This is a genomic window from Cupriavidus sp. HPC(L) (genome assembly GCF_000307735.3).
Classification (GTDB): domain Bacteria; phylum Pseudomonadota; class Gammaproteobacteria; order Burkholderiales; family Burkholderiaceae; genus Cupriavidus.
The window spans coordinates 1-21,980 of record NZ_AMPR02000429.1 but is presented as its reverse complement, the minus strand read 5'-3'; the positions used below and the strand labels follow the sequence as shown (position 1 = coordinate 21,980).

The following is a 21,980-nucleotide window of genomic DNA, read 5'->3' as shown; positions in this document are numbered from 1 at the left end:
CAGCGCCTCCTCGATGATCGTGGCCCAGTCCTGCTGGATCGCGCCGTGATCGACCAGATCGAAGAACTGGTTGTTGATCGTCTCGGGCACGCCGATCGGATAGCCGTTGGTCAGCGTGACGATCGCCAGGCCGAGCGATGGCACCGCGAGAAAGGCCGTGGCGGCGCCGAGCGCGAACGCGCCCGAGTGGTTGTACATCGGGCGGCCAGCGGGATTGGTGCCGACATTGAAGCCATAGCCGTAGAAGCCGGCCGGACGTCCGCCTGCCGGCGGCGTCGACTGATTATGCGGGGCGATCGCTTCCCTCAGCGCACCAGCGTCGACGATGCGCCTGCCTTCGAACATGCCCTCGCCGAGCATCATGATCAGCCAGCGCGCGACATCGTTGACCGAGGCGCTGACGCCGCCGGCCGGCGATTGCGCATCGGCATCGCGCACCGGGCCCCGTACCCACACGCCGTTCTCCCGTACGTGGCCGACCGCCCGATTGTCGCGGGCCACATAATCGGCGTGGCGAGAGCTGGTTCGCGTCATGCCGAGCGGTCGATAGAGGGTCTGCTCCGATAGCGTGGCCCAGTCCGTCGCCGCTGCGGTTGCGACCGCTTCGGCGGCGGCGGTCAGCCCGAAATTGGTGTACTGGTACGACGCGCGAAACGGATGCAGCGGCAGGAACCGCAGCCGCTCCAGCACCTGGCGGCGGTCGTACCCCATGTCCTCGAGGCGGTCCCCGGCATGGTCGGGCAGACCCGAGCGATGCGAGTACAGGTCCGCCACGGTCAACACCGGATTCACTTCGGCATCGGACAAGGCAAACCACGGCAACTGCGATTGCACCCGCGTGTCCCACCGTACGCGTCCGATTCCGACCTGATGCGCGACGACCATGGCGCCGATCGATTTCGACATCGAGGCGAGCTGGAACACGGTATCGGCGTCAACGGGCGCGGTCTCGTCGACGGCCCGCTTGCCGAATCCTCTGGCATAAACGATTCGACTGCCGGCTTGATCGCGGCGCGCCACCGCGGTGGCCACACCGGGCACGCCGGTGCGCGACATCTGGTCGGTCACCAGCTTGTCGAGGCTGGCGATGGCCTCGGTGATCCGGGCCTCCGGCACCGGCGACGGCGGACCCGAGGGTGGCGGGGGATCGTCGTCGTCGCCACCGCAGGCGGCGAGGGCGGACCCCAACGTGGCGACGAGAAACGAGCGGCGCGAATGCAAGGTCGTCATGGCGGGTTCCCCTTCGTGTTATTCGGGCAGGCCGATGCGCGCGCAGCGCTCCTGTCTTGCTGGACAGTAGAAGCTGCGGCGGCGAATGTCGAGGACGGGAACGGGGCCGACGGCGCGACAAGGCCGGATGTGCCGGACGGGATGCCGCGAGCGCAGTGTGGCGCCGCGTTCAGGCGAATGCTGCTTGCCTTTCTGGCCAGGCAAGATGGGTACGCAAGAAGGCGATCTGATCCGCGACAACGAGGCGGCGGACCGCCTCCTTGTAGAAATCGAAATGCGCACAGGGATAGCGCCGCAATTCGCCGAGCGGTGCCCGATCCGCGATCCGGCGGCCGAGGTGCGAGGGCGTTTGCGCATCGCGCTCGGCCAGACAGACCAGCAACGGCGCGTTGACGCGGTGCGCGCGGCGCCCCGGCCGGTACCACAGCATCATGTCGAGCAGCACGCGCGGCGTGATCTCGTTGCGCCAGCTGTCGTTGCGCATCGAGCGGATCACCGCGTTCGCCTCGTCGAAGGCCATCACCGCAAGCTGGCCCCGCGGCGCGACCGCCGGGACGTAGTGCGGCGGCCGGCCGGTTCGGCCATGCCACCAGTCCTTCAGCATGGCCCGCAGCAATTGCCGGGTCTCGGCCGAGGTCCTGCCTTCGACCTTGCGCGGAAAGCCGTTGAACGGCACCTGCGCGACCACCGCGGCGATCCGCGAATCTTCGGCTGCTACCTCGACCACATGGCCGCCGCTCAGCGAGCTGCCCCACAACGCGATTCGTTCGGGATCGACGCCCGCCAGCGTGCGCGCATGCCGGATCGCCGCATGCCAGTCCGCCTTCTGCGCGGCGATCGAGATCAATTGACGCGGCGTGCCGGCGCTCTCGCCGAAATAGCGGTAGTCGAAGGTCAGCACGACAAAGCCGGCGCCGGCAAAGTCTTCCGCGGTGCTGGCCAGCGAGCCCTGTTGCGTTCCGCCAAAGCCGTGCGCCATCACGATGCAGGCGGGCAACGGCTCGCGCGGCGCGCGGCGATAGACATAGCCGATGCAATCGACGCCATCGACCTCGAAGCGCGTTGCGGTCTTCTGCACCATGGACATCGCTGCGTTTCGCTCCATTCCGCTCAGGCCTCCGTTGGCTCAGGCCGCTGCCTGCTGCGCGGCCTTCCAGGCCTCGTGCCGTTTGCCCCAGGCGGACATCGCCGTTACCGCATCATTGAGGCTCAGGCCCAGCGGCGTGATCGAATACTCGACGCGCGGCGGCACCTCGTCGTAATCATGGCGATGGATCAGTCCGTCCATCTCCATCTGCCGCAATTGCTGCGCCAGGACTTTTTCGCTGACGCCTGGCAATAGCCGGCGCAATTCCGCGAATCGATGCGGGCGCAGATGCAATTCCCAAAGCACCGATGTTTTCCATTTGCCGCCGATTGCCTGCAGCGCAGAGGCAAAGCCGCAGCTGTCCGGTTCCTTGTTCCTCATTGCAAAAACTCCATCCCCGGAATCGGGGTACTTACCTCAAGGTGCGTTCTTCCACGGGCAAAGGCGAATCGATATCATCGATTCTCCCTTCCACAACTCATCAGGCGGCCGCAATCTCGATCTGCGACCGCCGGAGAACTGTTGCATGACATCGAATTCTCAGCCGCGCGGTGCTGGCCCGATGGGCGCAGCCGTCGTTGCCATTTTAGTGAACCCGTGCCATTGGTTTCGGCATGACATTGCGGAGTGCGGCAATGCGGGCTGAAGATCGCAAGCGAACCGCGGCGTGTTCGTGCCGTGGCGTCGAACTGGTGCTCGCCGGCGAACCGCGCCGCGTCTACGCATGCAGTTGCCTGGAGTGCCAGCGCTGCACCGGCTCGGCTTTTTCCTACCGGGCCATCTATGCCGAATCGGCGATTGTCAGCCGAAAAGGCGAAACCCGGACGTGGCGCCGTACCGGGACATCGGGACAATGGCTGGAACAGGAATTCTGCACCACGTGCGGATCGGTGGTGCTGATGCGGGCGGAGGCATTGAAGGACGCCATTTCGGTATCGGCGGGATGCCTGGAGGATCGGGATTTCCCGCCGCCGCAATTGCTGCATTGGGCGGAGCGCAAGCATCGGTGGCTTTGTCTGCAAGACATTATCGAACCCCGCCCGGCATAAAAACACGGCGATCCGCAAATGAACTCCGCGGCATCACCGCGGGTTTTCCCTGATTCGGGCAATTTTTCTTCGCTTCGTTTCGAATTTGCCGCGTTCGGGTTATTAGTCCGGCAAAGGGTTTTCGGTATGATGCGAAGCCATGCCCGCGCCCCAGCCCCAATCCTGCTCATCGGACGATTCCGCCGCCAGCGGCATTGTCCTGGGCAGTATCTGGTCGTTCGGGTTTCGCGCCCTGGCCGCATTCTCCGGCCTGATTGTGGCGATGCTGATTACCCGGCAATTATCCCAGCCCGATGCCGGGCGCTATTTCCTGTTGCTCAGCGTGGTTTCGGTCGCCGCGGTCGTGCTGGGCGGTGGACTCAATTTCAGCGTCGTCAGGCTGATTGCGGAAGCCGAGGCGCAGCGGCGTCCGGCACGCACGCTGGGCGTGATCGATCTGTCGATCCGGTTCGTCGCGGCGGCGGCGGTCCTGACCGCCATCGTCATGGCCGTGCCGCCGATACGGCTGCTGCTGGTCGATTGGCTGGCCTACGACGGCCGCCTGCCGTGGATCGCGCTATGGCTGTGGATCGCCGCGAGCGCCTTGCAGACCTTGCTGGCAGAGATCTTTCGCGGCCTGCAGAACCTGTTTCTCGCCTCGCTGTTCTCCGGCGCGGCAAGCGCCGTGCTGTCGGTATTGCTGCTGACCGCATTCGGCTGGTTGGTGCCGGCTTCGCTTGACACGGTCGTGGTCGCCATCGCCGCGGCCACGCTCGCCGGCGCAACCGTTGCCGCGGTCTGCCTGTGGCGCGCCCGCGAGCCCTTGGGAACGTCCATCGAACGCGATGCCCGGCGGTTGTGGCAGACCAGCGCTCCGCTGTGGGTGACACAGTTGACCCTGCTGGTCCTGCTGCAGGCCGATGTCTGGATCCTGCAGGGCGCCGGCGACAGCGCCGGCGTCGCGCTGTATGGCACCGCCGTTCGGATGACCGTGCTGCTGACCTTGCCGCTGACGGTGCTCAATGCCGCGCTGATGCCGGTGATTTCGGCTCGCCATGCGCTGGCGCGCCATGCCGAGTTGCAGCGCCTGTTGCGTGATGTCGCCTCGCTGGCCGCGCTGCCCGCCGCGCTGGCGGTGCTGGTCTTCGCGGGCTGCGGGGAGCCGCTGCTGAGCCTGCTGTTCGGCGATGCCTATCGGGCCGCGGCGCCGCTGATGCTGGTGCTGTCGCTGGGCCAGCTCGTCAATGTCCTGTGCGGCTCGGCCGCTTACACGCTGATGATGACGGGACGGCAGCGGGACATGATGTGGATCACGATCGCCGCCGGTGCATTGACGATCGGGCTGGGCCTTGCCGCGGTTCGCAGCCACGGCGCGCTGGGCGTGGCCTGGGCCTCGGCCATCGGCCTCGCGCTGCAGAGCCTGGCGATGTGGCTGCGGGTGCGGCAGACGCGCGGCCTGTGGACGCATGCCAGCTGGCGTGGGTTGCTGCAACCGCTCGCGACGCTGAGGCAATTGCGATGACGCCGCCGCGCGTGAGCCTGGTCGTGCCGGTGTACAACGCCGGACGCTATATCGCCGAGACGCTGGACTCGCTGCTGGCGCAGCGCTATCCGGACCTCGAAATCATCGTCATCGATGACGGCTCCACCGACGATTCGTGGGCGCGGATCCAGCGCCATGCCGGCCGCTGCCGTGTGTTCACGCAGCCGAACCAGGGCCAGGCCGCCACGCTCAATCGTGGCTGGGCGCTGGCCTCGGGCACCGTGCTCGGCTACCTCAGCGCGGATGACACGCTCGAGCCCGACGCCGTCGCACAGGTGGTGCAGGCGCTCGAATCGCGGCCGCAGGCGGTGCTGGCCTATCCCGACTATTGGCTGATCGACGCCGATTCGCGGCGATTCCGCGAGGTCAGCGCGCCGGACTTCGACTATGCCGCGGTGCTGCTCGAAGGGGTCTGTCCGCCCGGCCCCGGCATGCTGTTCCGCCGGGAGGCCTTTGCGCGTGTCGGCGGCTGGGACCCATCGCTGCGGCAAATTCCCGACTACGAGTTTCTGCTGCGGATCGGGCTGTGCGGCGAGGGCGTCCATGTTGCCCAGCGGCTGGCCAGCTTCCGTGTCCACGAACAATCGCAGACATTTGCGCTCGCCGATGCCGCTCGCGTTGGCGAGCATGGCAGGGTGATTGCCGGCTTTTTTGCCCGCGACGATGTTCCGCCGGCGTATCGGGCGGCGCGGCGGCAGGCGCAGGCCAACGCCGCGATCCTGATGAGCCGCGGCCATCTGCGCGCCTGGCGCTTCGGTCAGGCGCTGGGCTGCGGAATGCGGGCGCTGGCGGCGCACCCTGGCGTGCTGCTGCGCGCGCGGACGTGGCGGCTGCTGACGAACGGCTTGCTTGGCAGGGCACTACATTATTGGCGTGCGCGCCGAGGACAGCAGGTGAGGGCATGAAGGCGGCGGGCATGACGGCAACGGATCGGACCGGACAATCGCGCCCGGCGCTTCGGTGGGGTGGGCGCGCGCTGGTTCTCCTCTGGCTCGCGGTCGCCGCGGGTACCTATGTCGGTCACCCCGGCAGTCCATGGGTACTGACCGCGTTTCACCTGGCGTTCGCGGCGATGCTCGCGCTGCTGCCGCGTCGGCCGCGCGTCGACGCCTACAGCTTCCTGGCGATCTTCCTGTTCCTCGGCTTCTGGGCGAAGTTCGTCGCGCACCAGTGGTTCCGCTATCCCTATATCGAGCCGATTGGCGACTTCGCCCAGCGCCCCGAACAGTGGGACCGCGCGCTGGCGGCGGCGACGGCGGCGGCGGTCGGCGTCGCGCTGTTCCGTGCGGTGCAGCTCGGCTGGCTGCGCCACCGGGCCGGGCAGGCGGTGCTGCCGCTGTCCATGCCGAGCCTGGCCGTGCCGGCCTGGTACCGGCGCGCGCCGGGGTGGACCTGGGCCGGCCTGACGGTGGCGGTGGGGCTGTTCTACCTGGCCAACTATCACTACGCGTTCTTCGTGACAGGCGTCAACGCGCGCATCGTGCTGCCGTTCAAGCTCAATGCGATCTTTGCCTGGACCGCGTATTGCGGCATCGCCGCGCTGGTGATGCTGCTGGCCGACTGGGAACAGCAGCGTCGCTCCAATCGCTTGTGGCCGCTCGTGATCGCACTGAGCGTGCTGGGGGTCGTGATGTCGGCATCGATGTCCAGCCGGGCCAGCGCACTGTTCGTATTCGGCGCGTTGGCGATGGCCAGCCTCGCTCACGGCCGGATCGCGCCCTCGCGCTGGTGGCGCGAGGGCGGGTGGAAATGGCTGCCGGTGATGGCCGCCGCGTTCGCCGCGAGCCTGGTGGCGGTCTCGGCGATCCGGCTGACGTTGTACAAGGTGGCCGATCCGAACGCGCCTGCCGCCGCGACGTCGCCCGCGCAGCCTGCCATCGACGCCGGCGCGGCACCCGACGCGACTTCCAACGCGCCGGCCAACGCGCCGGCCAACGCGATCTCCGCGCCGGCGGTCAATGCATCGCCGGCTCCGGCAGCGGCTACGCAGTATGTACTGCCCGCATCGGCAAGCGCCGCTTCAACGGGCGGCTCGGCGCCCGCCATCGCCGTTGCCCCAGTTGCGCAACAGCGGCTGCAGATGACGCCGAGCAATATGCTGCGCCAGGTCATGCTGCTGACGATCGACCGCTGGATCGGCATGGAAGGCATGATGGCCGTGGCGTCCAGCGACCGGCTCGGCCTGCCGCTGTTGCGCGAGGGTCTGACCGAAGACCCGGCGCGCGGCGTCCATGCGGTTTTCCAGCGCCTCGCGCATTCGGTCTACGCCTATCAGCCGGACTTCACCTATCTGACGCTGCCGGGCTTCGCGACCGTGCTGTACTACAGCGGCTCGCTGCTGGTGGTCTGTCTCGGCATGTTCGCGGTCTGCGCGCTGATCTGCTGGCTCGACGGCCTGGCGTTGCGTGCGACCGGCAGCCGTCTGCTGACTGCATGGGTCGGCCTGCTGCTGGCCAATGCGGTGTGCCAGATGAGTTTTCCGTATCTGGCCCTGGTATTCGCCGTGCTGACCGGGCTGTCGCTGATCGGCTTCTGGCTGCTCGGCCATATCGGCCGCGGCGAGCCGCGGACGGTGGCGCAACATGCATGAGCCGCGGGTGGTGTGCGTGACGGGCGCCAGCGGCTTTCTCGGCCGCCATCTGGTGCGCGCGCTGCAGGGCGAGTCCGGCACGGTGCTGCGCACATTGAGCCGGGGCGGTCCGCACGACGGCCACACGCAATTTCGCGGCGACCTGCGGGATGCGGCGAGCCTGCGCGGCTTTGTCCATGGTGCCGCCGTGCTGATCAATCTGGTCAATCCGGCCGACGCGCCGGACGAGGGCGCCCACGCGGACGCGATCCGCCACCTTGCCGAAGCGGCGCGACAGGCAGGAGTCTCCCGCGTGCTGCATGTCAGCACCGCCGTCGTCGTCGGGCGCTGCAATGCCTTGCGGATCGACGAGCACACCCTATGCCGGCCGCGCACCGAATACGAGCGTCGCAAGGGGCTGGCCGAGCGGCTGCTAGCCGAGCGTCTCGGCCCGGCGGTGGATCTGGGAATCATCCGGCCGACCGCGATCGTCGGCGAAGGCTCGGCCAATCTGCGCAAGCTTGCGTCGCTGATCGCGCACGGTCCGGCGTGGAAACGGCACGCGCTGCGCGTCATTCATGGCCACAGGCAGATGCATCTCGTCCCGGTCGAGCGCGTCGTCGCGGCGCTGAGGATGCTGGCAGGCGATCCACGGCCGCTCGCCGGTGCGACCTTTGTGGTCAGCGCGGATGACGATCCGCTCAATCGCTACCAGGCCATCGACTCCCGTCTCGGACAGCTGCTCGGCAAGCCGCTCGCGGGTAACACACCGGCCGCGCCGACGTGGCTGCTGCGCTTCGCCTTGCGCATGCTGGGCCGCTCGCTGTGCGATCCGCGCCAGCGGTTTTCCGACGCCAGGCTGGTGGCATATGGATTGGCCGACCGCCATTCGCTGGACGCAGCCCTGGCCGCCTTTGCCAGGGGCTTTGCCGCCGACCGCGGCGCGGAGCGGGCACGATGAAGGTGCTGTTTGTCTGCGATGCGATCGACCCGTCGATGGGCGGCGGGACCGCCGAACGGACCTTTCGGCTCGGCCGTGCGATGAAGCAGGCCGGTGCCCAGGTGTCGCTGCTGGCGACGCGCATCGGACTCGGCCCGCAGCGGCTGCGCGAGCTCGCCGGCATCGACTGCACGCTGGTGCCGACGCCGAGCCGGCGCTTCATCGTGCCGTGGGTCTGGCCGGGCAGCATCGCGCGCCGCGTGCGGCAGGCCGATGTCGTCCATATCCACGGGCACTGGAGCTGGCTGGGCGCGCTGAGCGGATGGATGGCCCTGCGGCACGGCCGGCCGTACGTCTACTGTCCGGCCGGATCGTTGCCGATCTTCGGGCGCTCGAAGGCGATCAAGACGCTGTACAACGCGATCGTCGGCAAACGGCTGGTGCTGGGCGCCAGTTGCTGCGTGGCGGTCACCGAGCAGGAGCGCGCCCACTTCCATGCCTACGGCGTGCCCGATTCGCGCATCGTCGTGCTGCCCAACGGCGTCGATGCCGAGCCGTGCGACGATCTGCGGCCGCAGCGTGCGCGCGACCGCCATGGCATCGGCACGGCACCGCTGGTGCTGTTTCTCGGCCGGCTGGCGCTGATCAAGGGTCCGGATCTGCTGATCGAGGCATGGAGCCGGGTCGCAACGGCCCATCCCGATGCGCGGCTGCTGCTGGCGGGCCGCGACGCTGGCGAGCGTGCCGCGCTGCTGGCGCAGATCGAACGGCTCGGCCTGCAGGGGCGCGTGCAGCTGATCGGCAATGTCGAGGGCCAGCACAAGCTGGACCTGCTCGCCGCCGCCGACCTGCTGGTGGTGCCGTCGCGCCAGGAAGCGATGTCGCTGGTCGTGCTCGAAGCCGGCCTGCTGGGCACGCCGGCGCTGATCACCGACCAGTGCGGCTTCGATGCGCTGGAGCCGGCCGGCGGCGGGCACATCGTGCCGGCTACGGCCGAGGGACTGGCCGCCGGGCTCGAGCGGATGCTGGATCTCCCCCCGGCGCAGCGGCAGGCGATGGGCGCGGCGCTGCAGCGGCTTGTGCTCGAGCGTTATACCTGGGCGCATCTGGCCCGACAGGCGTGGGCGCTGCATCGGCAACTGATCGACGCCGGCACACCCGCCAACGCGGCCCCTTCCGCCAACGCGGCTCCTTCCACCACCGACCATCCCGATCCCCATGTTCAGCGATAAATGCCTGCTCATCACCGGCGGCACCGGCTCCTTCGGGAATGCCGTGCTGGAGCGGTTTCTCGACAGCGATCTGCGCGAAATCCGCATCTTCAGCCGCGACGAGAAGAAGCAGAACGACATGCGGCTGCGCTACGCCAGCCCGAAGCTGAAATTCCATCTGGGCGATGTGCGCGACCAGCAGAGCCTGCTGGCGGCATTCCAGGGCGTCGACTATGTGTTCCATGCCGCGGCGCTCAAGCAGGTGCCCTCGTGCGAGTTCCATCCGATGGAGGCGGTCAAGACCAATATCGTCGGCACGGAACAGGTGCTCGGCGCCGCGCAGTCTTGCGGGGTTCGCGCGTGATCTGCCTGAGCACCGACAAGGCGGTCTATCCGGTCAGCGCGATGGGCATGAGCAAGGCGCTGATGGAAAAGGTGGCGCAGGCCAAGGCGCGCCAGCTCGACGAGCAGCGCACCAGCGTCTGCATCACGCGCTACGGCAACGTGATGGCATCGCGCGGCTCGGTGATTCCGCTGTTCGTCGAGCAGATCCTGGAGCGCCGGCCGTTGACGCTGACCGATCCGCGCATGACACGCTTCATGATGAGCCTGGAGGACGCGGTCGAACTGGTGATGTTCGCGTTCAAGCATGGCCGCAATGGCGACATCTACGTGCAGAAGTCGCCGGCGACGACGATCGCGACGCTGGCCAAGGCCCTGTGCGAACTGTTCGATGTGCCGGACCACCCGGTGCGGATCATCGGCACGCGCCACGGCGAGAAGCGCAGCGAGGCGCTGCTCAGCCGCGAGGAGATGGCGCTGGCCGAGGACCTGGGCAGCTACTACCGTGTGCCGCCGGACAATCGCGACCTGAACTACGCCAAGTTTTTCGAGCAGGGCGAGACCGCGATCTCGGCGTCGGCCGACTACAGCTCGGACAACACCGAGCAGCTGGACCTGCAGCAGACCAAGGCGCTGCTGCGGCGCCTGCCCTTCGTGCGCGCGGCGCTCGAAGGCCAGTACAGCCAGGTGGAGTACTGACGATGCGCGTGCTCGTGTTTGGCGCCGGCGGCATGCTCGGCTATACCCTCTACCGGCATCTCGCGGCGGATAGTGACATCGAGGTGCATGGTTCGCTGCGGACGCCGCTGCCCGGCAACTATCCGTTGCCGGCACGTGGGCGCCTGCATATTGGCATCGATGCGCTGGACGAAGCGGCCGTCGATGCCCTGGTTCGCCTCGTCAAGCCGGATGCCCTGATCAATTGCGTCGGCCTGATCAAGCAGCGCGAGCAGGCGCAGGATCCGCTGGCGGCGATTGCGTTGAACGCGGGCCTGCCACATCGGTTGGCGCGCGCCTGCACGGCGGCCGGTGCGCGGCTGATCCATGTGTCCACCGATTGCGTGTTCTCCGGCCGGAAAGGCAGCTACCGCGAAACCGATCCGGCCGATGCCGACGACCTCTACGGCCGCACCAAGCGGCTCGGCGAGGTCGACTACGGCGGCCATCTGACGCTGCGTACCTCGCTGATCGGCCACGAGCTGGCACGCGGCATCAGCCTGGTCGACTGGTTTCTTGGCCAGCGCGGGGCGGTGACCGGCTACGGCGGCGCCGTGTTTTCCGGGCTGCCGACCGTGGAAATCGCCCGCGTGCTGCGCGAACGCATTCTGCCGCGGCGCGAACTGGCCGGTCTCTACCACCTGAGCGCCGCGCCGATCGACAAGGACCGGCTGTTGCGGCTGGTCGCCCGCCAATATCGCCACGACATCGACATTCACCGCGAGATGCAGCCGGCCATCGACCGTTCGCTCGATTCGAGCCGGCTGCGCGCCGCGCTCGACTATGCCCCGCCTGCGTGGGAGGCGCTGATCGACGCGATGCACGCCGACTATCTGCAAGCCTATGCGCCCGGGCGGCGCAGCCAGGGAGACGCGTCATGAAACGACTGAAGGTGATGACCCTGCTCGGTACGCGGCCGGAAATCATTCGTCTGTCGCGCATCATCGCGCTGCTGGACCGGCACTGCGACCATTGCCTGGTGCATACCGGCCAGAACTACGACTTCGAACTGAACGAAGTGTTCTTCGAGCAGCTGCAGGTCCGCCGGCCGGACCATTTTCTCGATGCCGCGCGCGAGTCTCCGGCGGCGACGATTGGCGAGGTCATCGCCCGGACCGATGCGGTGCTGGCCAGCCAACGGCCCGATGCCCTGCTGATCCTCGGCGATACCAACAGCAGCCTGGGCGCAATCGCCGCCAAGCGGCGCAAGGTGCCGGTCTTCCATATGGAGGCTGGCAACCGCAGCTTCGACGAGCGCGTGCCGGAAGAGATCAACCGCCGCATCGTCGACCATATTGCCGATATCAACCTGACCTACAGCGACATCGCGCGCGAGTACCTGCTGCGCGAGGGCTTGCCGCCCGATCGCGTGATCAAGACCGGCAGCCCGCTGCGCGAGGTGCTGGACCACTATCGGCCCGGAATCGAAGCCTCCACCGTGCTCGATACGCTGGCGTTGCAGCCGCGGCGCTTCTACGTGGTCAGCGCGCACCGCGAGGAGAACGTGGACACGCCGGAGCGGCTGCGCCGGCTCGCGCAGGTGCTGGCCGACCTCGCCCGCGACAGCGGCATGCCGGTCATCGTGTCGACGCATCCCCGTACCCGCAAGCGCATCGACGCGCTTGGGCTGGATTTTCCGGCCAACGTGCGGCTGCTCAAGCCGCTGGGCTTTCTCGACTACGTGCGGCTGCAGTGCGAGGCCCGTGCGGTGCTGTCGGACAGCGGCACCATTACCGAGGAATCGTCGCTGCTGAACTTTCCGGCGCTGAACCTGCGCGAGGCCCACGAACGGCCCGAAGGCATGGAGGAGGGCGCGGTAATGATGGTCGGCCTCAACCCGGAGCGCATTCGCCAGGGCCTGGCGATTCTCGACGCGCAGGGCCGTGGCGAGCAACGGCAATTGAAGATGGTCGCCGACTACGGCGCGGACAACGTCTCGGAAAAGGTCCTGCGCATCCTGCACAGCTATACCGACTACGTCGACCGCGTGGTATGGCGCAAGGACAGCGCATGACAGCCGGCAGCCGGGTCCTGATCCTGAGCCAGTATTTCTGGCCGGAGAACTTCCGCTTCAACGAGCTGGCGGTCGAGCTTGCGCGGCGCGGGCATGCGGTAACCGTGCTGACGGGCGTGCCGAACTACCCGCAGGGCGCGGTATTCCCATCGTATCGCCAGGCGCCGGCGGACTTCTCCGCGCTGGACGGCGTCGATATCGTGCGCGTACCGATGATGGCGCGTGGTACCGGCTATCGGCGGCTGGCGCTGAACTACCTGAGCTTCGCGCTGAGCGCCAGCGTGCTCGGCCCGTGGAAGCTGCGCGGCCGGCGCTTCGACCATGTGTTCGTCTGCCAGCCATCGCCGGGCACGGTCGGGCTGCCCGGCGTCGTGCTCAGCCGCCTGAAACGGGCCAGCCTGATGCTGTGGGTGCAGGATCTGTGGCCCGAATCGATCAGCGCGGTCGGCGCGGTGCGGTCACCGCGGCTGCTTGCGCCGATCGCCGGCTTCATGGCATGGGTCTATCGGCGCTGCGACCACGTGTTTTCGCAGTCCCGCGCGTATATCCCGTTGCTGAACGCGCGTGTCGGAGGCCGCTCGCGCGTCAGCTATCTGCCGAACTGGGGCGATGGCCGCGCGGACGACGGCACCGCGGCCCGGCCGATGGCGGCAGAAGGCGGCAAGGACGGCTTCGATATCTATTACCTCGGCAATCTTGGCCATGCCCAGGGTTTTGCCGCCGTGCTCGACGCCGTCCAGGCGGCGGGGGACGACGGCACGCGCTGGCACTTCGTCGGGGCGGGCAGCGCGGCCAGCTGGATGGCCGACGAGGTCGCGCGCCGCGGGCTTGGCGCCCGGGTCCGATTTCATGGCCTGGTCTCGCCTGACCAATTGCCGCGCTTCTATCAGCAGGCCGATGCGCTGCTGGTAACGCTCAAACCGGATCCGCTGTTCGCAATGACGGTGCCCAGCAAGGTGCAGTCCTATCTGGCCACGGGCGTGCCCATCGTCGCCATGCTGGATGGCGAGGGCGCCCGCGTGGTCGAGGATGCTGGCGCGGGCGTGACCTGCGCGGCCGGCGACAGCGCAGCGCTGCTCGCCGCGGTACGCAGGCTGCGCGCGTTGCCGGCGCGGACCCGCCACGCCATGGGCGAATCGGCCAGGCGTTACTACGACAGCCAGTTCAGCTTTGCGCGCGTCGTCGACAAGCTGGAGGGCTGGCTGCGCAGCGAGCCCATGCAGGACGCGCACGGCGAGAGCGCGGGCGAGGAGGCCGAGGAGAAGGAGGACTGCGGCGTGGTGGCGCAGTAGTCGATCAATGGAACGAGGTGGGCGGCGAGGCCGGTGATTTAAACACCGTCGAATTCACCGCCGACCCCAGTTCTGGTAATGTCTCGGCCTTGACGCCAGCCTGCCGCCACGCGCATGCCCGGCGTCGAGCCAAGACCAGATACCAATACCAATAAATCCGGAAGGGGGTCCCGGTGCACCGGCCGCGCAGCGCCTGGTCCCGGCTCAGCCTGGCGCATCGCCATGCCGCTTCCGGCGCAAGCTATGCGGGAGGCCGGCGCAATGACGCTCTACGAACTCAAGCCCAGATTTCAGGCATGGCTGCGGCCGCTGGTCCAGGATCTGGCCGAGCGCGGCGCGACCGCCAATCAGGTGACGCTCGTCGCCGCGGCCGGCTCGCTGGCCGTTGGTGCGCTGGCCGCGATCGGCGCGCTGGTGGCCGAGACGTCGGCGCTGTTCCTGCTGTTTCCGCTATGGCTGTTCGCGCGGATGGCGCTCAATGCGATCGACGGCATGCTGGCGCGCGAGCATGGCCAGAAGAGCGCGCTGGGCGCCTATCTGAACGAGCTGGGCGACATCGTCTCCGATGTCGCGCTGATCCTGCCGCTGGCCGCGCTGCCGGACTTCAATCTGGCTCAGGTCGGGCCGTTCGCGCTGCTGGCGGTGATCGTCGAGGCGGCCGGGCTGATCGGCCCGCTGGCCGGTGCCAGCCGCCGCTACGACGGCCCCTTCGGCAAGAGCGACCGCGCGCTGGTGGTTGGCGCGATCGCGCTGTGGGCCGGCGTCGGCCTGGGCTTCGGCGCGGCCGGGCCGTGGCTGTGGCTGCTGCTGTCGCTGCTGTCGGTGCTGACCATCGTCAACCGGGTGCGGCGCGGCGTTGCCGAAGCGCAGGCCCATGCCCAATCCCAAGCCCAGACCGCGGAGTAAGGCATGGACCGACTGTCGTCACGCCAGCCGCAGGAATTGCAATTTCAGACCCACGACGGCCAGGCGCTGTTCTATCGGCATTGGCCGGCGGTGGAGGGGCAGCCGCGCGGCGCGGTGGTGCTGTTCCATCGCGGTCACGAACATTCCGGCCGCGTCGCCCACCTTGCCGACGAACTGAATCTGCCGGGCTACGACATCTTTGCCTGGGACGCCCGCGGCCATGGGCGCTCGCCGGGCGAGCGCGGCTATAGCCCGAGCCTGGCCGACTCCGTGCGCGATATCCAGACCTTTACCGAGCATATCGGCGCCAACCACGGTATCCCGCTGCAGCGGATGGCGGTGGTGGCGCAAAGCGTCGGCGCGGTGCTGGCGGCAACCTGGGTCCACGACTACGCGCCGCCGATCCGTGCGCTGGTGCTGGCCTCGCCCGCGTTCAAGGTCAAGCTGTATGTGCCGTTCGCGCGCCCGGGCCTGAAACTGATGCACCGGCTGCGCGGCAAGTTCTTCGTCAACAGCTATGTCAAGGCAAAGTTCCTGACTCACGATCCGGAGCGCATTGCCAGCTATGACAACGATCCGCTGATCACGCGGCCAATCGCGGTCAATATCCTGCTCGATCTGTACGAGACCGCCGAACGGATCGTCGCCGACGCCGCGGCGATCACCGTGCCGACGCAGCTGCTGATCTCCGGCGCTGACTGGGTGGTCCATCGCGGCCCGCAGGACCGCTTCTACGAGCGACTGGGCAGCCGGACCAAGGAGCGCATCGTGCTCGATGGCTTCTATCACGACACGCTGGGCGAGCGCGACCGCCAACGCGCGGTCGATGCGGCGCGGCGCTTCATCGTGCGCGAATTCGACGCGCCGTCGGCGCCGCGCTCGCTGCTCGATGCCGACCAGATCGGCCCGTTCCGCGAGGAATCGGACCGGCTCGCCTCGGCGCCGACGGGCCTGGCGGCGTGGTATTGGCGCGCGGCGCGCGTCAACCTCAAGCTCGGAGGGCTGCTGTCCGACGGCGTGCGCCTCGGGCACCAGACCGGCTTCGATTCGGGCTCGACGCTCGACTACGTCTATCGCAACACGCCAGCGGGCCGCGGCGCGCTGGGCCGGATGGCCGACCGCCAGTACCTCGAGGCGATCGGCTGGCGCGGCATCCGTCAGCGCAAGGTTCACGCCGAGGAACTGATTGCCGAGGCAGTGCGCCGGCTGCAAGCGGCCGGCATGCCGGTGCGGATCGTCGATATCGCGGCCGGCCACGGGCGCTACGTGCTCGAGGCGCTGGAGAAGCTCGATCGCACCGCAGTCGAATCGATCCTGCTGCGCGACTACAGCGCGCTGAACGTCGAGCAGGGCAGGGCGCTGATCGCGGCCAAGGGGTTGGCCGGCATCGCCCGCTTCGAGCAGGGCGATGCGTTCGATGGCGACGATCTGGCCGCGCTGTCGCCGGCGCCGACCTTGGCCGTCGTCTCCGGCCTGTACGAGCTGTTCCCCGACAACGCAATGATCCGCCGCTCGCTCGATGGCTTGGCGCGTGCGGTGCCGCCGGGCGGCTATCTGGTCTACACGGGCCAGCCCTGGCATCCGCAGCTCGAGTTCATCGCCCGCGCGCTGACCAGCCACCGCGCCGGCGCGGCGTGGGTGATGCGGCGCCGCTCGCAGGCCGAGATGGACGAACTGGTGCGCACCGCTGGTTTCGACAAGGTGACGCAGCGGATCGACCGCTGGGGCATCTTTACCGTCAGCCTGGCGCGCAGGCGCGACGCATGAGCGCCTTGCCTGCCGACACGCAGTCTGGGACGCAGCCTGCTCCGAGGGAGGCCCGCCCCTGGGGCCTGGCCTGCGTGCTGCTGGCGCTGGCCGGCGCGCTGTTCTTCTCGAGCTATGGTTTCGCCAACTGGCTTGCCAGCCAGCGCGCGCACGTGCCGTCGTTCTACTTCGGCTGGGAACGCGGCATCCCGTTCGTGCCGTGGACCATCGTGCCGTACTGGTCGATCGACCTGCTGTACGGCATCTCGTTTTTCCTGTGGCGCACGCGCGCCGGGCTGCTGACGCACGTCAAGCGCCTGGTCGCGGCGCAATTGATCTCGGTTGCCTGCTTTATCGTTTTCCCGCTGCGCTTTGCCTTCACCCGTCCCGAGGCGGACGGTCTGCCGGGGCAGCTGTTCACGCTGCTTGGTGGTTTCGACCTGCCCTTCAATCAGGCGCCGTCGCTGCATATCAGCCTGCTGATCATTCTGTGGGTCGCGTTTGCCGCGCATCTGCCGAGGCGCTGGCGCTGGCTGCTGCATGGCTGGTTCGCGCTGATCGGCGTCTCGGTGCTGACGACCTGGCAGCACCATCTGGTTGACGTGCCTACCGGCGCGCTGGTTGGCTGGCTGTGCGTCTACCTGTTTCCGCTGCGCCTGCCAGCGATCGCACCGAGTGCGGCGGATGTGGCCACGCGCCGGCTCGCGCGCCGCTACGCGCTCGGGGCGGTGGTGACGCTGCTGTGCGCGCTGCTGGCGCTGGGCACCTCGGTCACGCTGGCGCTGTTGCTGCTGTGGGGCGCGCTGGCGCTCGCCTGTGTCGCCCGCATCTATGCGCTGGCGGCGCCGGCCTGGTTCCAGAAGGACAGCGACGGCACCATGGCGATCGCCGCGCGCTGGGTGCTGGCACCCTATCTGCTGAGCGCCTTTCTCAATTCGCGTTGGTGGACGCGGCGGGACCCGCAGGCAAGCGTCATCGCGGACGGCATTCGGGTAGGGCGTTTCCCCACGCGGGCGGACCTGCGCGCGTGTGCCGCCGATGCCGTGCTCGACCTCAGCGCGGAACTGCCGCGCGCGGTCGGCGACGACGCGCTCGCCTATCGTTGCGTGCCGATGCTGGACCTGACCGTGCCCACCGCCGCGCAGCTCGATCAGGCGGTAGCCCAGCTCGACGCGTGGCACGCGGCGGGCAGGCACGTATTGGTCAGTTGCGCGCTCGGCTATTCGCGCAGCGCGATGGTGGTGACCGCGTGGCTCGCGCGTCGCCAAGGTTCGCCCGATGCCGCGGCGGCCGTCGACGCGGCGCTTGCCCATCTGCGTACCCACCGTCCTGCGGTCGTGCTCGGCGACGCCCATGCCGACGCGCTGCGGCGGTGGCTCGTGCAGGCCCGGGCAACGGAGATCGACCATGCCGCCTGATTCGATGCAGAAGGGCGCCGGCGCAAACGTCGAAGCCAACATCGACGCCTGGACCGCGCATGCCGTTGCCGGTGCGCTGTCCGGCGCCATCTGGATGGCGGGTGCAGGGCTGGCGTTCGGCCTTGCGACCGTCTGGCTGCTCGTTGCCAACGATTTGCCCGGCTGGCTCGCGGGCATGCCGGTGCTGCTCGCGCTGGCCCAGCTCTGGCTGCTGCTGCGCGTGGCGATCGACCGCCGGCTGTTCGAGGCGCTGGCGGCCTACGCGAGCCGCCACGGCGCGGCCGATCTGGCGGGCCTGGATGCGGCACTGCTGCAGCTCGGCTGGATCGCGCCAGGCCGCCAGGGCCGGACGATGACCGACCGCGCCCGTGGTGCGCTGCGGCTGGTGCGGCTGTGCGGCGCGCTGGCCGTGATCCAGTTTGTCTTGACCTTCCTCACATCGATCCTGGGATAACGCCATGTGGATTGCCCGCGTGACCGCGCGCGCCATCATCGTCTTCGCCCGCCTGCTGACCGGCATGCGCGCCAACTGGCAGGGCTGCGTGCCGGCGGCGGTGCAGCGCGTCTACTTCGCCAATCACAGCAGCCACGGGGACTTCGTGCTGATCTGGGGCTGTCTGCCGCCGGAGCTGCGGCCGCGCACACGGCCCGTGGCCGGCGCCGATTACTGGGACCGCTCGGCGCTGCGGCGCTTCATCGGGCGCGATGTCTTTCGTGCGCTGCTGATCGACCGCACCCGCAGCGACCCGGGCAGCGATCCGGTCGCGCTGATGCGCGGCGCGCTCGAAGGCGGCGATTCGCTGATCCTGTTTCCCGAGGGCACGCGCAATACGACCGAGGCCAGGCTGCTGCCGTTCAAGAGCGGCATCTTCCATCTGGCGCGCGCCTGCCCGTCGGTGGAGTTCGTGCCCGTGTGGATCGACAACCTGAACCGCGTGATGCCCAAGGGCGAGATCGTACCGGTGCCGCTGCTGTGCACGGTGACGTTCGGTCAGCCGGTGCTGCTGGTCCCGGACGACGACAAGGACAGCTTCCTCGCCCGATGCCGCGACGGCCTGCTCGCGCTCGCTCCCGTACTGGATTAATTTGCCATGCCGACCCTGCATTGGAACCACGAGACCTGGCTGTTGTTCGGTGGCCTGCTTGCTGTGCTGCTGCTTGCCTCGACGGTGACGCTGCTGCTGCGTTGGCGGATCGCCGGCGGCGGCGCGCATCCGGTGATCGACAACCTCGCGCAGCGGGTCTGGGCCTGGTGGTGGATGATCGGCGTGATGGGCGTGGCCTTCGCGCTGGGCCGCACCGCGGTGATCGTGCTGTTCTACCTGCTGTCGTTCTTCGCGCTGCGCGAGTTCGTCACCATTACGACGACGCGGCGCGGCGACCATCGCGCGATCGTCGCCGCCTTTTTCCTGTTCCTGCCGCTGCAATACGTGCTGGTCTATGTCGACTGGTACGGCATGTTCTCGATCCTGATTCCGGTCTACGCCTTCCTGCTGCTGCCGATCCTGGCCGCGCTGTCGGCCGAGACCACGCGTTTTCTCGAACGCTGCGCTGGCGTGCAGTGGGCCGTGATGATCTGCGTGTTCTGCATCTCGCATGTGCCGGCGCTGCTGACGCTGCCGATTCCCGGCTTCGAGGGCCGCAACCTGCTGCTGATCGCGTTCCTGGTGATCGTGGTGCAGGGCAGCGACGTGCTGCAGTACGTCTGGGGCAAGCTGTGCGGCAAGCGCAAGATCGCGCCGCTGCTGTCGCCGTCCAAGACGGTAGAGGGCTTCGTCGGTGGCGTCGCCAGCGCGACCGCGCTCGGTGCCGCGCTATGGTGGATCACGCCGTTCGCGCCATGGCAGGCCGGCGCGATCGCGCTGGTCATCGCGCTGATGGGATTTCTCGGCGGGCTGGTGATGTCGGCGATCAAGCGCGACCGCGGCATCAAGGACTGGGGCCAGATGATCCAGGGCCACGGCGGCATGCTCGACCGGCTGGACTCGGTGGTGTTTGCCGCGCCGGTGTTCTTCCATATCACGCGGTATTGGTGGGTGCCGTGATGGCGGTCGCTCCGCCGCGTTAGCCAATCGCCGTTTGCCTTCACCGCTAGAGCAGACCCGTGCCGCGCACGGCCAGCCATGCCCCCGCGCCAATGCCGGCGGCGCCAATGGCCCTGGCGGTCCGCTCGCCGGCCGGCGCCAGGCGTTCGGCAGTGATTGCCACGGTAGCGGCCGCCATGGCGGCGAGGTCCATCACGCCGACCGCCGCCAGGCTCGCGGTCGCGCCCGCGCAGCACTGGATGCAGTGCAGGCCGAGACGAAGGCCATGCCTGCAGGCGGCGCGCGCGTCTTGCCGTGACGCTGCAGGGAACGCGTGCCGGCAGCCGGCCAACAAGCCGGATTTCCAGGCAGTGAATTGCGTCGCGCCTGCAACGAGCACAACAACGCCGGCAAGCGCCGGCATGGCGCGCGCCAGCTCCGGCCACTGCATCGCAAGCGCAGCCAGCGCGGCGCCGACGACGAACACCACCGCTCCGAGCGCCAACCAAACCAGGAAGTAGGCCACCGCGGCCATCAGCGTGAGTCGCGCGGCGCGCCCCGTGCCCTCCGCGGCCACGCGATAGCGCCACAGCGCCGGCCCGATGGACGGCAGCATCATCGCCACCATCATCAGAGCCCACATGCCGATGAAAGAGGCCGCGGCGCCTGCCCAGGTCTGCCCGCACATCGGCGTCCAGGCCATCGACAGCGTCCGGCCGCCCGGCATCGGCGTGGCCGCCATCGAAGACATCGCGCCATGCAGCGTCACGGTGGCCGCGGCGCACAGCCCGAACAGCAGGGCGCAGACGCCGGCAAAGACTCGACGGCCGGCGTCGCCGCACGTCGGCTCGGCGCGCGCACAGCAGCTCCCCGGCTCAGCGATCGTCGTACTCGTCATGGCGGCGCCACCAGACACCCGTTTCGTTGCGGCCCTTGGGCGCGCGATCCAGCCACTGGTACATGCCCCAGAGTCCGTCCAGCCCGCGCGAATACGCCGAGTAGGTGTGATAGACCACGCCGTCCTCCATCACGAAGGCGCTCAGACCTGGCCGGTCGCGGTGGAAGGTAGCGGTATCGGTGCCGCACATCGCGGCGATCCGGTCTTCCGCCGCCTGGCCGCCGCCTTCCATGTTGCGGCGCCATCCGCGTACGGCCGGCTCGCGGCGGTAGTTGTATTCGATGTCACCGTCGCGCTGCTGCGCGGTGGTGAACGACACGTTGAAGTCGGCATTGAAGTCGCTGTCGTGCGACGACGCCCACGGGAAGGTCCATCCCATGCGCTGCTTGTAGGCCTGCAGCTTGGCAAGCGGCGCGCGCGATACGGCGGTCAGCGCGACGTCGTGGTTGGCGAGGTGGACGGCAAAGCCGTTGAAGCCGTCGGCGATCGACGAGCACGACGGACAGCCGGCCTTGTAGTCGGGCCCGAACATGAAGTGATAGACCAGCAGCTGGGAGCGGCCGCGGAACAGGTCGGCCAGCGTCGCGGGGCCGTCGTCGGTATCGAACCGGTAGGTTTTGTCGATTCGCAGCCAGGGCAGCGCCTGGCGTTGGCGGGCGATTTCGTCGCTGCGCCGCGTCAGCGCCTTCTCGGCCTCGAGCAGCTCCAGGCGGGCGGCCAGCCACTGTTCGCGGGTGGCGGTGGGATGGGTGGTCATCGTGTTTGCTCCTTGTGGACGTGGCGCGGGCTGCGGTGCGGTGTCATGCGTGTCTTCGGATGTTGTGCAATGCACAGCGGCAAGCCGGGCCGGTGGATCGTCGTGCTAGATTAGGCGCCGGCCTCGACAGGGAGGGAGTGACAAGTGTGGCGTGATTCGAATGGACCCGACGATCTCGGCAGCGGCCCGCGCGCTCGCCGCCGGTGACCCGCTCGGGGCGCTCAATTGCGTCGCGCTGCGCGACGACGCGCCGGCGCT

At 68.4% G+C, this 21,980-nt stretch carries 20 protein-coding genes and 1 pseudogene; 16 read left to right on the top strand and 5 right to left on the bottom strand.

Annotated elements, in window-relative coordinates; all coding sequences use genetic code 11:
- The 3 genes from B551_RS20100 to B551_RS20090 form a co-directional block, all read right to left on the bottom strand.
- Nucleotides 1-1,230: serine hydrolase (locus B551_RS20100; protein WP_023264873.1), on the bottom strand; the 1,230-nt coding region annotated here is incomplete at its 3' end.
- A gap of 169 nt (nucleotides 1,231-1,399) precedes the next feature.
- Entirely contained in the window at nucleotides 1,400-2,311 is a 912-nt protein-coding gene (locus B551_RS20095; RefSeq protein WP_172682480.1) for an alpha/beta hydrolase, read from the bottom strand.
- 45 nt (nucleotides 2,312-2,356) lie between these two features.
- Complete coding sequence (locus B551_RS20090; protein ID WP_006577045.1) at nucleotides 2,357-2,698, bottom strand: helix-turn-helix domain-containing protein; 342 nt, start codon at nucleotides 2,696-2,698, stop codon at nucleotides 2,357-2,359.
- A 254-nt stretch (nucleotides 2,699-2,952) separates the two neighbouring features.
- Here B551_RS20090 and B551_RS20085 point away from each other — a divergent pair, with 254 nt between their 5' ends.
- The 16 genes and pseudogenes from B551_RS20085 to B551_RS20010 all read left to right on the top strand — a co-directional run bounded on the left by B551_RS20085 (nucleotide 2,953) and on the right by B551_RS20010 (nucleotide 20,088).
- Nucleotides 2,953-3,366 (top strand): GFA family protein, encoded by a 414-nt coding sequence (locus B551_RS20085; protein WP_006577044.1) that lies wholly within the window; start codon nucleotides 2,953-2,955, stop codon nucleotides 3,364-3,366.
- 139 nt (nucleotides 3,367-3,505) lie between these two features.
- A complete protein-coding gene (locus B551_RS20080) occupies nucleotides 3,506-4,867 on the top strand; it encodes a lipopolysaccharide biosynthesis protein (protein WP_006577043.1) in 1,362 nt (453 codons plus the stop codon).
- A complete protein-coding gene (locus tag B551_RS20075) occupies nucleotides 4,864-5,793 on the top strand; it encodes a glycosyltransferase (protein WP_006577042.1) in 930 nt (309 codons plus the stop codon). Before B551_RS20080 ends, B551_RS20075 begins: the two co-directional genes overlap by 4 nt.
- Nucleotides 5,794-5,804: 11 nt before the next feature.
- On the top strand, nucleotides 5,805-7,478 hold the full coding sequence (locus B551_RS20070) for a hypothetical protein (RefSeq protein WP_157072047.1): 1,674 nt from the start codon (nucleotides 5,805-5,807) through the stop codon (nucleotides 7,476-7,478).
- Complete coding sequence (locus B551_RS20065; RefSeq protein ID WP_006577438.1) at nucleotides 7,471-8,418, top strand: NAD(P)-dependent oxidoreductase; 948 nt, start codon at nucleotides 7,471-7,473, stop codon at nucleotides 8,416-8,418. The genes B551_RS20070 and B551_RS20065 overlap by 8 nt, the downstream gene beginning before the upstream one ends.
- Complete coding sequence (locus B551_RS20060) at nucleotides 8,415-9,629, top strand: glycosyltransferase (RefSeq protein WP_023264871.1); 1,215 nt, start codon at nucleotides 8,415-8,417, stop codon at nucleotides 9,627-9,629. The genes B551_RS20065 and B551_RS20060 overlap by 4 nt, the downstream gene beginning before the upstream one ends.
- A pseudogene (locus B551_RS20055) lies at nucleotides 9,616-10,649 on the top strand (polysaccharide biosynthesis protein). The gene B551_RS20060 and the pseudogene B551_RS20055 overlap by 14 nt, the downstream one beginning before the upstream one ends.
- Nucleotides 10,650-10,651: 2 nt before the next feature.
- Entirely contained in the window at nucleotides 10,652-11,548 is an 897-nt protein-coding gene (locus tag B551_RS20050; protein ID WP_006577436.1) for an SDR family oxidoreductase, read from the top strand.
- Nucleotides 11,545-12,681 (top strand): non-hydrolyzing UDP-N-acetylglucosamine 2-epimerase, encoded by a 1,137-nt coding sequence (gene wecB / locus B551_RS20045; protein WP_006577435.1) that lies wholly within the window; start codon nucleotides 11,545-11,547, stop codon nucleotides 12,679-12,681. The genes B551_RS20050 and wecB overlap by 4 nt, the downstream gene beginning before the upstream one ends.
- Nucleotides 12,678-13,973 (top strand): glycosyltransferase family 4 protein, encoded by a 1,296-nt coding sequence (locus B551_RS20040; protein ID WP_006577434.1) that lies wholly within the window; start codon nucleotides 12,678-12,680, stop codon nucleotides 13,971-13,973. The genes wecB and B551_RS20040 overlap by 4 nt, the downstream gene beginning before the upstream one ends.
- 261 nt (nucleotides 13,974-14,234) lie before the next feature.
- Nucleotides 14,235-14,879: a CDP-alcohol phosphatidyltransferase family protein gene (locus tag B551_RS20035; RefSeq protein ID WP_043441734.1), complete on the top strand. Its 645-nt coding sequence runs from the start codon at nucleotides 14,235-14,237 to the stop codon at nucleotides 14,877-14,879.
- Between the two features lie 3 nt (nucleotides 14,880-14,882).
- On the top strand, nucleotides 14,883-16,646 hold the full coding sequence (locus B551_RS20030) for a bifunctional alpha/beta hydrolase/class I SAM-dependent methyltransferase (RefSeq protein WP_006577432.1): 1,764 nt from the start codon (nucleotides 14,883-14,885) through the stop codon (nucleotides 16,644-16,646).
- Nucleotides 16,643-18,043, top strand: a complete 1,401-nt coding sequence (locus tag B551_RS20025) for a phosphatase PAP2/dual specificity phosphatase family protein (protein WP_043441716.1) — start codon at nucleotides 16,643-16,645, stop codon at nucleotides 18,041-18,043. Before B551_RS20030 ends, B551_RS20025 begins: the two co-directional genes overlap by 4 nt.
- Nucleotides 18,033-18,497 (top strand): hypothetical protein, encoded by a 465-nt coding sequence (locus tag B551_RS20020; RefSeq protein ID WP_023264869.1) that lies wholly within the window; start codon nucleotides 18,033-18,035, stop codon nucleotides 18,495-18,497. The genes B551_RS20025 and B551_RS20020 overlap by 11 nt, the downstream gene beginning before the upstream one ends.
- Before the next feature lie 4 nt (nucleotides 18,498-18,501).
- Nucleotides 18,502-19,128, top strand: a complete 627-nt coding sequence (locus B551_RS20015) for a 1-acyl-sn-glycerol-3-phosphate acyltransferase (RefSeq protein ID WP_023264868.1) — start codon at nucleotides 18,502-18,504, stop codon at nucleotides 19,126-19,128.
- 6 nt (nucleotides 19,129-19,134) lie between these two features.
- Nucleotides 19,135-20,088 (top strand): phosphatidate cytidylyltransferase, encoded by a 954-nt coding sequence (locus tag B551_RS20010; RefSeq protein WP_006577725.1) that lies wholly within the window; start codon nucleotides 19,135-19,137, stop codon nucleotides 20,086-20,088.
- A 46-nt stretch (nucleotides 20,089-20,134) separates the two neighbouring features.
- Here the strand turns inward: B551_RS20010 and B551_RS20005 are convergent, their stop codons facing one another.
- Together B551_RS20005 and B551_RS20000 are read right to left on the bottom strand one after the other, a co-directional pair.
- Nucleotides 20,135-20,965, bottom strand: coding sequence for a DUF2182 domain-containing protein (locus B551_RS20005; protein ID WP_006577726.1), 831 nt, complete (start codon nucleotides 20,963-20,965; stop codon nucleotides 20,135-20,137).
- Nucleotides 20,943-21,722, bottom strand: coding sequence for a DUF899 domain-containing protein (locus tag B551_RS20000; protein WP_006577727.1), 780 nt, complete (start codon nucleotides 21,720-21,722; stop codon nucleotides 20,943-20,945). The genes B551_RS20005 and B551_RS20000 overlap by 23 nt, the downstream gene beginning before the upstream one ends.
- Between the last annotated feature and the right edge of the window lie 258 nt (nucleotides 21,723-21,980).

What these genes read in the sequence shown, in the direction of transcription:
- B551_RS20095 (WP_172682480.1), bottom strand. Translation starts at nt 2,311, where the DNA reads ATGGTGCAGAAGACCGCAACGCGCTTCGAGGTCGATGGCGTCGATTGC.
- B551_RS20090 (WP_006577045.1), bottom strand. Translation starts at nt 2,698, where the DNA reads ATGAGGAACAAGGAACCGGACAGCTGCGGCTTTGCCTCTGCGCTGCAG.
- B551_RS20085 (WP_006577044.1), top strand. Translation starts at nt 2,953, where the DNA reads ATGCGGGCTGAAGATCGCAAGCGAACCGCGGCGTGTTCGTGCCGTGGC.
- B551_RS20080 (WP_006577043.1), top strand. Translation starts at nt 3,506, where the DNA reads ATGCCCGCGCCCCAGCCCCAATCCTGCTCATCGGACGATTCCGCCGCC.
- B551_RS20075 (WP_006577042.1), top strand. Translation starts at nt 4,864, where the DNA reads ATGACGCCGCCGCGCGTGAGCCTGGTCGTGCCGGTGTACAACGCCGGA.
- B551_RS20070 (WP_157072047.1), top strand. Translation starts at nt 5,805, where the DNA reads ATGACGGCAACGGATCGGACCGGACAATCGCGCCCGGCGCTTCGGTGG.
- B551_RS20065 (WP_006577438.1), top strand. Translation starts at nt 7,471, where the DNA reads ATGCATGAGCCGCGGGTGGTGTGCGTGACGGGCGCCAGCGGCTTTCTC.
- B551_RS20060 (WP_023264871.1), top strand. Translation starts at nt 8,415, where the DNA reads ATGAAGGTGCTGTTTGTCTGCGATGCGATCGACCCGTCGATGGGCGGC.
- B551_RS20050 (WP_006577436.1), top strand. Translation starts at nt 10,652, where the DNA reads ATGCGCGTGCTCGTGTTTGGCGCCGGCGGCATGCTCGGCTATACCCTC.
- wecB (WP_006577435.1), top strand. Translation starts at nt 11,545, where the DNA reads ATGAAACGACTGAAGGTGATGACCCTGCTCGGTACGCGGCCGGAAATC.
- B551_RS20040 (WP_006577434.1), top strand. Translation starts at nt 12,678, where the DNA reads ATGACAGCCGGCAGCCGGGTCCTGATCCTGAGCCAGTATTTCTGGCCG.
- B551_RS20035 (WP_043441734.1), top strand. Translation starts at nt 14,235, where the DNA reads ATGACGCTCTACGAACTCAAGCCCAGATTTCAGGCATGGCTGCGGCCG.
- B551_RS20030 (WP_006577432.1), top strand. Translation starts at nt 14,883, where the DNA reads ATGGACCGACTGTCGTCACGCCAGCCGCAGGAATTGCAATTTCAGACC.
- B551_RS20025 (WP_043441716.1), top strand. Translation starts at nt 16,643, where the DNA reads ATGAGCGCCTTGCCTGCCGACACGCAGTCTGGGACGCAGCCTGCTCCG.
- B551_RS20020 (WP_023264869.1), top strand. Translation starts at nt 18,033, where the DNA reads ATGCCGCCTGATTCGATGCAGAAGGGCGCCGGCGCAAACGTCGAAGCC.
- B551_RS20015 (WP_023264868.1), top strand. Translation starts at nt 18,502, where the DNA reads ATGTGGATTGCCCGCGTGACCGCGCGCGCCATCATCGTCTTCGCCCGC.
- B551_RS20010 (WP_006577725.1), top strand. Translation starts at nt 19,135, where the DNA reads ATGCCGACCCTGCATTGGAACCACGAGACCTGGCTGTTGTTCGGTGGC.
- B551_RS20005 (WP_006577726.1), bottom strand. Translation starts at nt 20,965, where the DNA reads ATGACGAGTACGACGATCGCTGAGCCGGGGAGCTGCTGTGCGCGCGCC.
- B551_RS20000 (WP_006577727.1), bottom strand. Translation starts at nt 21,722, where the DNA reads ATGACCACCCATCCCACCGCCACCCGCGAACAGTGGCTGGCCGCCCGC.